The 12,513-nt window shown below is 65.8% G+C and carries 11 protein-coding genes; 4 read left to right on the forward strand and 7 right to left on the reverse strand.

The window, feature by feature from the left end:
* The first annotated feature begins 20 nt into the window (after positions 1–20).
* Positions 21–659: a VOC family protein gene (locus ACZ50N_RS21005; protein ID WP_046364457.1), complete on the forward strand. Its 639-nt coding sequence runs from the start codon at positions 21–23 to the stop codon at positions 657–659.
* 7 nt (positions 660–666) lie between these two features.
* Here ACZ50N_RS21005 and ACZ50N_RS21010 read toward each other — a convergent pair whose 3' ends face one another.
* Positions 667–1,839, reverse strand: a complete 1,173-nt coding sequence (locus tag ACZ50N_RS21010; protein WP_464473677.1) for an aromatic ring-hydroxylating oxygenase subunit alpha — start codon at positions 1,837–1,839, stop codon at positions 667–669.
* A 70-nt stretch (positions 1,840–1,909) separates the two neighbouring features.
* On the opposite strand from ACZ50N_RS21010, the gene ACZ50N_RS21015 reads away from it, so the two are divergent.
* On the forward strand, positions 1,910–2,524 hold the full coding sequence (locus ACZ50N_RS21015; protein WP_046364456.1) for a TetR/AcrR family transcriptional regulator: 615 nt from the start codon (positions 1,910–1,912) through the stop codon (positions 2,522–2,524).
* Between the two features lie 50 nt (positions 2,525–2,574).
* Positions 2,575–3,048 (forward strand): ribonuclease HI, encoded by a 474-nt coding sequence (gene rnhA, locus ACZ50N_RS21020; RefSeq protein WP_464473678.1) that lies wholly within the window; start codon positions 2,575–2,577, stop codon positions 3,046–3,048.
* A 10-nt stretch (positions 3,049–3,058) separates the two neighbouring features.
* On the opposite strand, the gene ACZ50N_RS21025 is transcribed toward rnhA, so the two are convergent.
* On the reverse strand, positions 3,059–4,525 hold the full coding sequence (locus ACZ50N_RS21025) for an HNH endonuclease signature motif containing protein (RefSeq protein WP_464473679.1): 1,467 nt from the start codon (positions 4,523–4,525) through the stop codon (positions 3,059–3,061).
* Positions 4,526–4,616: 91 nt separating this feature from the next.
* On the opposite strand from ACZ50N_RS21025, the gene ACZ50N_RS21030 reads away from it, so the two are divergent.
* Positions 4,617–5,792 carry an alpha/beta hydrolase family protein gene (locus ACZ50N_RS21030; RefSeq protein WP_464473680.1) on the forward strand — a complete coding sequence of 392 codons (1,176 nt, stop codon included), beginning with the start codon at positions 4,617–4,619 and terminating at the stop codon, positions 5,790–5,792.
* A gap of 6 nt (positions 5,793–5,798) precedes the next feature.
* On the opposite strand, the gene ACZ50N_RS21035 is transcribed toward ACZ50N_RS21030, so the two are convergent.
* From ACZ50N_RS21035 to ACZ50N_RS21055, 5 genes are all read right to left on the reverse strand, one after another.
* Complete coding sequence (locus tag ACZ50N_RS21035; RefSeq protein ID WP_464473681.1) at positions 5,799–8,081, reverse strand: ATP-dependent DNA ligase; 2,283 nt, start codon at positions 8,079–8,081, stop codon at positions 5,799–5,801.
* A 71-nt stretch (positions 8,082–8,152) separates the two neighbouring features.
* Positions 8,153–9,235: an ABC transporter ATP-binding protein gene (locus ACZ50N_RS21040; protein ID WP_048424014.1), complete on the reverse strand. Its 1,083-nt coding sequence runs from the start codon at positions 9,233–9,235 to the stop codon at positions 8,153–8,155.
* Positions 9,236–9,263: 28 nt separating this feature from the next.
* The gene (locus ACZ50N_RS21045; RefSeq protein WP_464473682.1) at positions 9,264–10,148 is read right to left on the reverse strand and encodes a carbohydrate ABC transporter permease; all 885 of its coding nucleotides are present in this window, start codon (positions 10,146–10,148) and stop codon (positions 9,264–9,266) included.
* Between the two features lie 2 nt (positions 10,149–10,150).
* On the reverse strand, positions 10,151–11,134 hold the full coding sequence (locus tag ACZ50N_RS21050) for a carbohydrate ABC transporter permease (protein ID WP_048424015.1): 984 nt from the start codon (positions 11,132–11,134) through the stop codon (positions 10,151–10,153).
* Positions 11,134–12,507 (reverse strand): ABC transporter substrate-binding protein, encoded by a 1,374-nt coding sequence (locus tag ACZ50N_RS21055; RefSeq protein WP_464473683.1) that lies wholly within the window; start codon positions 12,505–12,507, stop codon positions 11,134–11,136. The genes ACZ50N_RS21050 and ACZ50N_RS21055 overlap by 1 nt, the downstream gene beginning before the upstream one ends.
* Positions 12,508–12,513: the final 6 nt, after the last annotated feature.

The following is a 12,513-nucleotide window of genomic DNA, read 5'->3' on the forward strand; positions in this document are numbered from 1 at the left end:
ATCTGCCACACTGAGCGGTCATGACGCTCCGCATCGACACGCTCGTGGTGGCCGACCCTCCGTCCGCTTGGGCGGAGGCAGGCTTCACGGTCGACGCCGGCGGGACATGTCGGATCGGTGCTGTCGGCATCGAATTGGTGGGCCGCGACCGTGGATTCGGCATCCTCGGATGGTCGCTGGGCGGCCTCCCTCCGGGCGCCGGTGACGGCGTGGACGGGATCCCCACCGGACGGTCCGACACCGCGGCATCATCGCCGGCGGTTCACCGCAACGGCGTCACCGCCATCGATCACGTCGTCCTGATGTCACCCGATCTCGATCGGACCGTCAGCGCGCTCGGCGACCTCGGCATGCAGCCGCGCCGAGAACGCGACGCGACGCTGGGCGACCGACCGATCCGGCAGATCTTCTACCGATTCGGCGAGACGGTCGTCGAGGTGGTCGGCTCACCCGCGACGTCGGGTCCTGGCCCGTCGACGCTGTGGGGCATCACGTACGTCGTCGCCGACATCGAGGAGTCGGCCCGCTTCTTCGGCGATCGCACCGCGCCGATCAAGGCCGCGGTACAGCCTGGCCGGTCGATCACCACGCTGCGCCATCAGGAGCTGGGCCTGTCGGTGCGCACGGCGCTGATGTCGGCGCGTCCGCCGCGCGCGTGATCAGGGTTCACGACAAGGCGATGCCGAGTTCGTCGGCGAAGACCTTGATCATGTGCTGAACGGCGATTTCGTTGCGGCCGATGATCATGTGGTCGTGCTGGCCGCGGCGCACGCCTTCGCCACACTGCGGCAGCATCGCGAAGTCCTCGTCGCGCACCGCGGCGTGCACGCTCTCGTAGATGGTGTCGTAGGTCGCGCGCATGTCGTCGTTCTGCGCGGGAATGCGCGCCATCCAGCTGTGCCGCACCGTGCAGCGGGTCGGCTCGCCGGCAGGCAAGATGTCGATGATCTCCACTCCCACAGGGCTGTTGGCGAGAATGAGGTTCGGATAGATCCAGTAGATGACGCCCATATTCGTCGACGGGTCGCGCGGCGCCGAGGGATCGGTATCGAGATTGCTGATCCAGGTGAACGGGAAGCCGATGCGGTGATGTCGGCCGTATTCGTCGTAGATCGCGGTGTTGGCCAACGTGTTCTGGCCGATCACGCTCTGGCCGTGCACGAACGGAAAGTGGTAGCCCTCGGCAAAGGCCTCGAGTCCGCCCTTCCACGAGACCTCCGAGGTGAATTCGCGTTCTGTGTGGTAGCCGTACGATGCGTAGTCCCACCGCTCGAGGTCCGACGCCACCGCCCCGAGGTGAGCGTCCAGGTCGATCGTCGCATCGGCCGACAGCACCGCCCAGATGAACCCGTACCGTTCCTCGGACGGCAGTTCGACCAGGCCGTAGTCGCGCAGGTTCATCGAGTCGAAGCCGGCGCGCCCGGGCACCATGAACAGTTCGCCGGTGTTCTTGTAGGTCCAGGCGTGATACGGGCAGACGAATCGCGATGCGTTGCCGGATCCGCACGCCGGCATCGCACCTCGATGTCGGCAGTAGTTGAGCAGGACGCGGCTGGCGCCGGTGCGGTCCCGGGTGATCAGCAGCGAATCGCCGAGCACTGAGCGAACCACGTAGTCGTTGGCGTTCGGCAGTTGGGCCGACGGCACGATCGCGAGTGGGACCCGCCGCAGGATCTGAGACTCTTCGACTTCGGTGATCTTCGGGTCGCGGTAGTAGTGCAGCGGCACCCTCAGCTCGCGGTCGGCCATATCGGTGGTGCCGGCGAGCGCGTGTGTGAGCGCCCTTTCGGTCAACATCTCGTCGTTACAGGGGGCCGGGACGCCATGGGTGAGCACCATGACACTGACCATACATACATACGTAACTGTATTGTCAAGATCCGACCGCGTGGCGTGCGACGATCGCTGTATGCGCAGGCACGGATGGTCGGGTGACATCCCACGATCCGACGAGGAGGCCGCCGAGCGCATCCTCGGGGCCGCCCGCCGGGCCATCGACGGCGGGCAACCCGCCACGGTGTCCACGATCGCGCAATCACTCGGTGTCACGCGGCAGACCGTCTACCGCTATTTCCCCACCCAGGAGGCGCTGCTCGCCGCGACAGCCCTGTCGGCGATCGGCGGCTTCCTCGATCGGCTTGCCGACCAACTGGGCGCCATCGACGATCCGACGCAAGCCGTGGTCGAAGGCATCGTCTACACCCTCGAGCAGCTGTCTCAGGATCGCTATCTGCGTCTCGTCGTCGAACCTGGGAAGGCGTCCGCATTCACTGCGGGCGTGACGTCGGATATGGCGATCGGATTCGGCCGCTCGATCCTGGAGAGGTTCGACATCGATTGGGCAGCAGCGGGTTTCGGCGGTGAGAAGCTCGACGGGCTGGCGGAGTTCATGCTGCGGACACTCCAGTCGTTCATCGTCGACCCCGGCGGGCCGGACCGTCGAGGTGACGGCCTGCGCGAGTACCTGGACGATTGGATCGCGCCCGCCATCCGTTCACGCGCCGGGACGACGACTCGCCGGTGACGCGGCGAGTCACCCTGCGTGCGGCTCACCCGATTGCCTATCCTCTGCGCATGCATGACGACACCCGAGACAATGTCGTGGTGATCCACACCGACGGGGGCTGCCGCCCCAACCCCGGGCCGGGTGGCTGGGGAGCGGTGCTGCGGCAGCGCCAGCACGTCCGCGAGATGTGCGGCGGCGAATCCGGGGTGACGAGCAACAACCGCATGGAGTTGACGGCGCCGATCATGGCACTGGAGGCCCTGACCCGGCCGGTGTCGGTGCACCTCTACACCGACAGCACCTACGTGCGCAACGGCATCACCAAATGGGTGCTCGGGTGGGAGCGCAACGGATGGCTGACCGCCGCCAAGCAACCCGTGAAGAACGTCGATCTGTGGCAGAGGCTCCAAAAGGCTTGCGCCCGCCACGAAGTCGAGTGGTTCTGGGTGAAGGGCCACTCCGGAGTCGACGACAACGAACTCGCCGACGTGCTCGCGACCCGCGGCATGACCGAGGCCATCGCTGCGGGGGTCGCGATCTAACGCCCGCCTGTCAGGCGGCTTCGTTGTCGGGTGGTGCGGGTCCGCCGGGTTCTGACGGGTCGCGGGTCGAGGGTGGCGGGCAGTCGTCAGTCTCGCCGACCGGCTCGGCAGCACCACTCCCCTCCTCGTCCGGTGGACGCAGCAAGCGTTCGGGGGTGTGGTGGGTGTTGATCCGGGTTTGTCCCGTATCCAGGTTCGGTGGTGGGGTCCATTCGACGTCGTGGCGGGGGCTCATTGATGTGGTCCAGCCGCCGGGTGCGACGGAGCGGTTGTCGGGTGGGCAGGTTAGGCCGAGGTCGTCGATGTTGGTCAGCGCGCCCTGGGCCCAATCTTGGGTGACGTGGTGGACCTGGCAGCCATACGCCCCGACGGGGCAGCCGGGTTTGGTGCAGCCGCCGTCACGGGCGATCAGCATGACCCGCTGCGCGGCCGAGGCGGTGCGGCGAGCCCGGAACAGGTCCAGGGCGGAGCCGGTGGCGCGGTCGAACACCGCCAGGTAGTGGCTCGAGTGGGAACCCATGCGGATCACGTCTTTGATGGGCAGCCGGGTGCCGCCGCCCGTCGTCCCGATCCCCGCCCGGGATTCCAAGTCCTGCAGGGTGGTGCGCACGATCACGGTGACGGGTAATACATTCAGCTGGCCCAGTTCGCCGCTCATCAGGGCGATTCGTCCGACCGCCACCAGGGCGTCGTGTTGGCGTTGGGCGAGGCTGCGGTGATCGTTGTCGATCTGGGCCTGCGTGGGGGTGCCGGAGGTGCAGGGTTCGTCATCGTCGGGGTTGCACATGCCCGGGGCGGCGTATTTGGCGAAGATCGCCTCCCACACCGCCGCCGCTTCCGGGGTCAGGTCGGCCCGCCACTGCGTCATGCCGTCGCGACGTTGCGGGCTCTTGGTCAACCCCCGCTTGCGGGTGCGTTCGGCATCGTCGGGTTCGGGCCCGTCCTGATCGAGCAGGAACAACTCCAACTCGGCGGCGTCGCGGGTGGCCTTCGGACCGGCGCCAGTGGCGATGCGCACCACCTCTGCCTCGAACTGCTCCCGGGTGGCCACGTCGACAAAGCCCGGGAGGTCGTCGACCGCTTTACGGATCACCTCCACATGTTCGGGGGTGATGCGCCCCTCGGCTTGGGCGGCTGCGGTCGCGGGCAGCACCGGCGGTAGCGGTTCTCCGGTCATCGACGGCCTCGGCGCCAGCAGCGCGGCGTCAGTCAACCGGCGGTGAGCCTCCGACCCGCTGATCCGGTAGCGGATCGCCAGCACGTCTTTCCAGTTCTTGGCCCCCATCTGCACCGCAGACGTCTCCACCTGCAGACGGGCCAACGCCCGATGCTGGGTCGCGGGCAACCGGCAGCCCGCGTTTTCGAGCTCGTCGAGCAGCTCCACCACCTCGGCAGCAGTGCACCGATCGAGACTGCAGGCCAGCACAGCATCGACAGCGGCGCGTAACCCCGCGACCGCCTGCTGCACCTCCGACATACTTCGAACATACGTGCGATCACCGACAACTTTGGGCGGTCCGGCCGTCAGCCCTTCGACAGGCCTGTGGTTGGCTGCCCCGATGCGGTGGATGCAACGAATCGTCCTGGCGGTACTGCTCATAGCTGCGTTGGTAACCACTGCGGTGTCACCGGCCAACGCCGAGGCACCCGCCTGGTCGGGCTTGGATGCGACGTCATTCGCCGGCCCCATCCCGCCCGCCGGAACGACCATCGCCTCTGTCCCGCTGGACCCCGCGCTGTCACTCTCGGGCGCCGGCCCCGCCTACCGCGTGCTGTACTCGACCACCGACCAACACGATCGCCCTGCCGTCAGCACCGGGGCGGTCTTCCTACCGCCCGGTCCCGCGCCCGAGGGCGGGTTCCCGGTCATCGCCTGGGCCCATGGCACTGTCGGTCTCGGCGACGACTGCACGCCCTCCGCGCATCCTCGAACACCACGCGACGACGAGTACCTGTCCCATTGGCTCGATCAGGGATATGCGGTCGTCGCCAGCGATTACGCCGGCCTCGGCACGCCGGGATTGATGAGTTACCTCAACAGCGTCACCACCGCCCACGCCGTTGTGGACTCGTTGATCGCCGCCCACGACATGAGCCTGCCGCTCTCACCGAAGTGGGCGATTGTCGGCCAGTCGCAGGGCGGTGGCGCGGCAGTCAGTAGCGCGCGCTGGGCCACCGAGTTCAGCCGCGGCACCGGCCTGGATTACCGCGGCGCCGTCGCCACCGGCACGCCCGCCAACATCGACAAGCTGGTGGCGCAGGCCGGGCCGCACCTCGAATTGCCCGAACTGGCGCCCATCGCCAACGCCTACACCGCGTACATCGTGGCGGCCCTGCGTGAGGCGCGACCCGACCTGGACCTCAATCGTGTGCTGAGCCCGGCAGGAGTCGACGCCGCCGCCCTCGCCGAGACTCTGTGCGCCGCCGAGCTGTCGGATCGGTTGTCACACCTGACGCCGGCGTCGTTCTTCTCCGCGCCACTGAGCTCGATACCCGGCGTGGAAGAAGCGTTGAGAGACTTCATGGGAACGCCGTCCGCCGGCTTCGACCGTCCCCTCTTCCTGGGCGTCGGGCTGCTCGATCGTGACGTTCCCCCATCGTCGACGCTGTCGTTCTACGACCAACTGGTGGCCAACAACCAAGACGTCACCCTGCGGATCTACCCCGAAGACGACCACAGCGGAACGGTTCTCGCGTCGATGGTCGATTCCACGCCGTTTCTTCGTGACGCGTTCGGTAACTGAAAAGACCTATTCCCACCGCACATCGGCGGGCTCCTTGTCGGGGCGCAGCCCACGCCAGCTCGGCTGACGCAACCGGTTGTCCCCCGTACGCTCGCTGTAGCGGACCTCGCCGACCAACTCCGGGCGCACGAACGTCACACCCTTGGCATCCTGTGTCGGAAGTTCTGTCGCAAAGGGTGATTCAGAGGTGTGCAACGGTTCGAGGGTCGCCCGCAGCATCGCCAGTTCTTTCTCTGTGAAACCGGTACCGACCCGGCCGACGAACTGCAGACCATCCTCGTCGGGAACACCGAGCATCAGCGCGCCCAGACCACTCGTGCGGCCGCCCGTTCCCGCGCGCCACCCGCCGATCACGACTTCCTGGGTGAGCCAGAGCTTGTCCTTGATCCACGCCGACGAGCGTCGGCCGGGCTGATAGGTGGCGTCGCGCTTCTTTGCCACCACCCCTTCCCAATTCTGTCGTCGTGCGGTCTCCAGTACGTCCGGACCGTCGCCGTCGAGTTGCGCCGGCACGATCAATCCCCCTTGCTCGGCCAGCGCCTCGAGGATGCGCCGTCGATCGGAGTACTTGGCCCGCAACAGCGACCGGCCGTCCAGATAGAGGATGTCGAACGCCCAGAACTCGACCCTCGTGGACCTCTTCCGGTTCTGCATCTCGCGGAAGCTCGGCACCCCGGCGTCGTCGAGGGCCACCGCTTCGCCGTCAAGAATCGCATGGTGCTCGGCGAGATCGGCGGCCAGCGCGCGAAATTGCGGATACTCGGCGGTGACGTCGCGGCCGCGTCGCGACCGGACGCTGAGAGACCCATGGTCGGCGTCGACCAGCACCCGGTAGCCGTCCCACTTGCCTTCGAAAGCCCACTGAGCCTTGGTGTATCGCGCAATGGAGCCCTCGGTCGCCAACATCGGGGCCAGATCGGCGAACGTCGGCTCCTGCTGCTCCTTCATCCGGTGAGCGAGCCAGTTCTTGCCGTCGGTCTGGATGAGCGCGTAGCGCCCCCGGATCTTGTCGCCGTGCAACGTCACGATCACCTCGCCGCCTTTGGCGGGGCCGTCGGGCGAGTGGTCGGTGAACTTCTCGGTGTCATAGGTTCCGGTGTCCCAGATATAGACCTCACCACCGCCGTACTCCCCTTTCGGGATCTCTCCAGCGAACGTCAGGTATTCCATCGGGTGATCCTCGGTGTGCACCGCGAGGTGATTGACCGACGGGGTGTCGGGCAGGTTCTTGGGTACCGCCCAACTGACCAGCACGCCATCACGTTCCAACCGGAAGTCGTAGTGCAGCCGGCGCGCGTGATGCTCCTGGATGACGAACGTGTTGTTGTTGCCGACCTGCGGCGCCTGCGGCGGAACAGGTTCGGGCGTCTTCGCGCTGTCCCGCATGCCGCGATAGGTGGTCAACCGATCGGGCACCGGCAGCGGCTCGTCGAGGTCGCTGAGCAGATCCCCGTCCCTCTCCCAACGCTCCAGGACCTCGGTGAAAGTCAGATGGCGCAGATCGGGGTCCTCGATCTCCTCCCAGGTCCGCGGGGCCGCGACGGTCGGATGTTCGCGTCCGCGAAGCGAATACGGCGCAATCGTGGTCTTGTTTCCGTTGTTCTGACTCCAGTCCAGGAAGACCTTTCCCTCGCGCAGACTCTTGGTCATCGTCGCGGTGACCTTCTTCGGCATCACCTGCTCGAGCTGCACCGCCACCCGTTTGGCCAACACCGACGCGCCGCGCGAGCTGATCGGGTCATCGAGCGGAACGTAGAGGTGCAATCCCTTGCTGCCGCTGGTCAGCGGGAACGTTCGCAGCCCGATGTCGGCGATGAGATCACGGACCTCGTGCGCGACCTCGCAGAGCTGACGCATGCGCACGCCCTCACCGGGATCGAGATCGAACACGATCCGGGTGGCCTGCCCCACCTCCTGCGTCCCGCTCCGCTCGCCGGGAACGAAGCGCCATTGCGGCACATGGACTTCCAGTGACGCCTGCTGCGCGATCCAGGCCAGGCCCTCCGTGGTGTCGATGATCGGGTACGTCGTGGTGCCCGATTTGTGGACGATGGTGCCGCGGTCCAGCCAGTCCGGAGCGGAGGACGCCAGTTGTTTCTCGAAGAACGACGGCTCCTCGACGCCGTTGGGCCACCGCTTCCGGGTGACCGGCCGGCCCGCGATGTGGGGCAGCATGGCTGCGGCGATCTCGACGTAGTACTCGAAGACCTCGGCCTTCGTGGTGCCCGTGGCCGGATACAGCACCTTGTCGGGGTTGCTCAGCCGAACCCGCTGGTAGCCGTCCACCACTCGACGGTATTACCCCCCGCCGGTCGGTTCAACGCGCGCAGCAGTCCAACCGGCGGCGCGCGCCTCGCGACTCAGTTCAGCCGCTCACCGGTGGTCGGGTCGAACAGGTGCACTGCGCCCTCGGGGTTCTTGCGCAGGCGGACCGTGTCCGCCAGTTTCGGCGCGGTGCGCGGATTGCACCGGGCGACGAGTTCGACTCCGGAGCCCGCGTGGGTGTAGACGTAGGCCTCGCTTCCGAGATCCTCGACCAGGTCGACGACGACCTCGACGCCACCGCCGTCGTTCGAGATCTCGAGCTGCTCAGGACGAATACCGAACGTGACGGCCGACAGACCCGCCTCGCTGACCTTGGCGACGTCGGCGCGGTCCAACTCCAGCACGGAATCGCCGATCTTGACGCCGTTGTCGGTGACAGGAAGGTCGACGAGGTTCATGGCGGGCGAGCCGATGAAGCCGGCGACGAACGCGTTCGCCGGACGGTCGTAGAGCTCGTTGGGAGAGGCGAATTGCTGAAGCTTCCCCAGGCGCAGCACGGCCACCCGGTCACCCATCGTCATGGCCTCCACCTGATCGTGGGTGACGTAGACCGTGGTGGTGCCCAACCGCCGTTGCAGCGCCGCGATCTGGGTGCGCGTCTGGACACGTAGCTTCGCATCGAGGTTCGACAGCGGCTCGTCCATGCAGAACACCTGCGGCTCGCGCACGATGGCGCGACCCATCGCCACGCGTTGACGCTGGCCGCCGGAGAGTTTGGCGGGCTTGCGATCCAGGAACTCGGTGAGGTCGAGGATTTTTGCCGCATCCTCGACCTTCTTGCGTCGTTCGGCGGCGGGCACGCCGCGCAGCTTCAGCGCGAACCCCATGTTCTCCGCGACGGTCTTGTTCGGATACAGCGCGTAGTTCTGGAACACCATCGCGATGTCGCGGTCCTTCGACGGCACACCGGTCATGTCCTTACCGCCGATCTCGATGGCGCCCTCGTCGATGTCCTCGAGGCCGGCGAGCATCCGCAGCGCGGTGCTCTTGCCCGAACCCGACGGCCCCACCAGGACGACGAACTCCCCGTCGTGGATGTCGAGATTAAGCGAATCGACCGCGAGCTTGTCCGAGCCCTCGTAGATGCACGTGGCGTTCTTGTATGTGATTGCAGCCATGGCTGTTTCCGTTCCTTGTCGACAGGGGTTACTTGATCGCGCCGAACGACAGTCCGCGCACCAGCTTGTTCTGGGCGAACCACCCGCACAGGATCACGGGAAGCGCCGCCATGGTCGCGGCCGCCGACAGCACGGCCCAGTACTGACCCTCACCGGCGATGAAGCCGACGAGGTACACCGGCATGGTCTGGGCATTCACCGCGGTGAGGTTCACTGCGAGGAAGAACTCGTTCCACGCGAAGATGACGCAGATCAACGCCGTCGCAGCGATGCCCGGTGAGACCAGCGGCAGGATGACCTCGCGCACCGAGCGCCACAGGCTGGCTCCGTCGAGGCTCGCCGCCTCCAGCAGTTCACCCGGCACCTCGAGGAAGAACGACCGCATCATCCAGACCGCGATCGGCAGGTTCATCGACGTGTAGAGCACGACCAGTGCCCAGATGTTGTCCAGCAGGCCGAGGTTGGACACGATCACATACAGCGGCAGGATCGCGGCCACCACGGGAAGCATCTTCGTGCTCATGAAGAAGAACAGCGCGTCAGACGTCTTGCGGACCGGCCGCAGCGAGAGTGCGAATGCCGCGGGCACCCCGAGCAGGAGCACCAGGACCGTCGACATCGCCGTGGCGAACACCGAATTCAGCATCGCCGGGCCGATGCCCTGATTGAAAACGGCCGAGTATTGGTCCAACGTCGGGACGAAGAACAGCTTCGGCGGGTTGGTCGCCGCATCGCTCTCGGCCTTGAAGGACGTCAGCACCATCCAGAGCACCGGGAAGAAGAAGCCGATGCCGACCAGCCAGGCCACGACACCCCACGGACTGAATTTAGTGGACTTCTTCTTGTGTACCGGCGTCGCACCGTCGGCGGCCGTCGTTCTTTCGCTGCTGTCAACGACGTCGTGGGTAGTCATGACTAGGCCGCCTCTTCCTTGCCGGAGAACGATGTGAAGATCAACCGAAGCGCGAAGCTGGCGATGATCATCGTGAAGATGACGACCACCACGCCCATCGCCGCCGCCTGGCCCATATCGAAGCCCAGGAACGCACGCTGATAGATGTAGAACGGCAGGTTCGCGCTCGCGACGCCGGGGCCGCCCTGCGTCATCATGAAGATCGCGTCGAAGGTGTTGACCAGGTAGACGGCACCGAGCACCACCCCGAGTTCGATGAAGCGCCGCAAGTGGGGAAGCGTCAACTCTCGGAAGAGTTGAAACGCCGTCGCGCCGTCCACCCGTCCCGCCTCGAGCTGATCGCGGGGCATCGACGTCAGTCCGGCCAGGATCAGCAGCATCATGAACGGCGTCCACTGCCAGATCAATTCGACCATCACCATCGACAGCGGGAATTGCCCGATCCAGTCCACCGGCCCGATCCCCACCAACGACAGCGCCCAGTTGAGGATGCCATTGTTCGGATCGAGGATTGTGGTCTTCCAGATCAGTGCTCCGGCAACGGGGGTGATGAGAAACGGCGTGATCAGCAGGGTGCGCACCGCGCCGCGGCCCAAGAATGCCCGATCCAGCAGCAGCGCGATGAGCAGGCCGAGGAAGGCCGAGATCAGCACCACCCCGACGATCAGGATGACGGTATTGCCTGCTACCGACCAGAACTGGCTGTCCTGCACGACGGCAACGTAATTGTCCACCCCGACGAACTGCCGCGAGCCTGGCCGTACCAGGTTCCACGACAGCGTCGAGTAGTACAGCGTGAACAGGAACGGCACCTGGGTCACCGCGATCATGAAGATCAGGGCGGGTAGCAGCGGGCCGCGCCGTCGCCAGCCCTCCGCACGGCTCACGCCGACGTCCTGGGACTCCTTGATCTTGCGAACGCGTTCGGCGACCGCCCTTTCGTCGGCCTCGGTTGTGAGGCCGGCGGGTGGTGAAGTTGTCGTCATCACTTCTCCTGGTAGCTCTTGCCGACGACCTCGGCATACAACTGCGATTGCTCCAGTGCGGCGTCGACGGACTTCTGACCGGCGATCGCCGCACTGATCTGCTGGCTGACCCGTGTTCCCAGATCCTGGAACTCGGGTATCCCGACGAACTGCACGCCCGTGTAGGGCACCGGTTGGACCGTGGGTTTGTCCGGGGTCGCGTTGGTGATCGACTTCAGTGTCAGGGGCCCGTACGACTTCGAAATCGCCTCGTACTGCGGCAGTTCGGTGTAGGTGGAGGTGCGGCTGCCCGGTGGCACCCGAGCCCACCCCAACTTCTCGCCGACCAGCTTCATGTAGTCCTTGCTGGTCATCCACGAGATGAACTTCCACGCGCCGTCAGGGTTCTTGGCGGCTTTGGGAATACCGAGCGCCCACGTGTAGAGCCACCCCGAATTGGGCTTCTCGACGATCGGCGCGGGCAGATAGCCGATCTTGCCGACGAGGTCGGGATAGGTCGCCGGGTCCTCGAGGACCGACACCGCCGACGTCGCGTCGTACCACATGGCCGTCTGGCCCTGTCCGAAGAGGTTGGCACACTCCTGGAATCCCGTCGAGGACGCGCCCAGTTCGCCGGATTCCTTGATCGTATTGACGTAGAAGTCGACCGCCTTCTTGACCTCTGGACTGTTCAACTGCGCGTTCCAGTTCTCGTCGAACCAGCGGCCGCCGAAGGTGTTGATGACCGTGTCGAGAGGGGCGAGAACTTCACCCCATCCCGGCTTGCCGCGCAGGCAGATCCCCGCATCAGAGACCTGTTTGGCCTTGATCGTCTTGGCCCACTGCGCTACTTCGGGCCACGTCGGCTGGTAGTTCGGGTCCTGACTGACCTCGATCCCGGCTTTCTCGAACATGTCCTTGCGATACATCAGGAACGACGATTCGCCGTAGAACGGCACCGAGTACATGTTGCCCTCGTAGGAGAGCGATTGCCGCAGCGACGGGATGAAGTCCTGCTCGTCGTAGCCGGGCGTGTTCTTCGCGTAGTCCGAGAGATTGAGCAGCCAACCGTCTTTCGCCCACTGCGGCGTCTCGAAGTTGCTGATCATGGCGACGTCGAACTGGCTGCCGCCCATGGCAGTCGACATCGTGATCTTGGCGCGAGCCTGGTTCTCCGACAGCGAGATGAACTTCAGCTTGACGCCCGGATTCTCCTTTTCGAACTCCGGTGACAGCTTCTGCGCATCCGTCATCTGCGAGTTGGACACCAGAGCGATCGTCACCTCGTTCGACGAGGCTCCGAGACTGCCTGCACCGGCGCAGCCGGCGGTGAGCACAAGCCCCGACGCGGCCACCGCCACCCCGAGTCGCTTCACCTTTCCAGGTCTCACCATTCCGTG

The organism is Mycolicibacterium obuense (assembly GCF_055397605.1).

Excerpts from the sequence above, each read along its gene's own strand:
- ACZ50N_RS21005 (WP_046364457.1), top strand. The coding sequence starts at position 21 with ATGACGCTCCGCATCGACACGCTCGTGGTGGCCGACCCTCCGTCCGCT.
- ACZ50N_RS21010 (WP_464473677.1), bottom strand. The coding sequence starts at position 1,839 with ATGGTGCTCACCCATGGCGTCCCGGCCCCCTGTAACGACGAGATGTTG.
- ACZ50N_RS21015 (WP_046364456.1), top strand. The coding sequence starts at position 1,910 with ATGCGCAGGCACGGATGGTCGGGTGACATCCCACGATCCGACGAGGAG.
- rnhA (WP_464473678.1), top strand. The coding sequence starts at position 2,575 with ATGCATGACGACACCCGAGACAATGTCGTGGTGATCCACACCGACGGG.
- ACZ50N_RS21025 (WP_464473679.1), bottom strand. The coding sequence starts at position 4,525 with ATGTCGGAGGTGCAGCAGGCGGTCGCGGGGTTACGCGCCGCTGTCGAT.
- ACZ50N_RS21030 (WP_464473680.1), top strand. The coding sequence starts at position 4,617 with ATGCAACGAATCGTCCTGGCGGTACTGCTCATAGCTGCGTTGGTAACC.
- ACZ50N_RS21040 (WP_048424014.1), bottom strand. The coding sequence starts at position 9,235 with ATGGCTGCAATCACATACAAGAACGCCACGTGCATCTACGAGGGCTCG.
- ACZ50N_RS21045 (WP_464473682.1), bottom strand. The coding sequence starts at position 10,148 with ATGACTACCCACGACGTCGTTGACAGCAGCGAAAGAACGACGGCCGCC.
- ACZ50N_RS21050 (WP_048424015.1), bottom strand. The coding sequence starts at position 11,134 with ATGACGACAACTTCACCACCCGCCGGCCTCACAACCGAGGCCGACGAA.
- ACZ50N_RS21055 (WP_464473683.1), bottom strand. The coding sequence starts at position 12,507 with ATGGTGAGACCTGGAAAGGTGAAGCGACTCGGGGTGGCGGTGGCCGCG.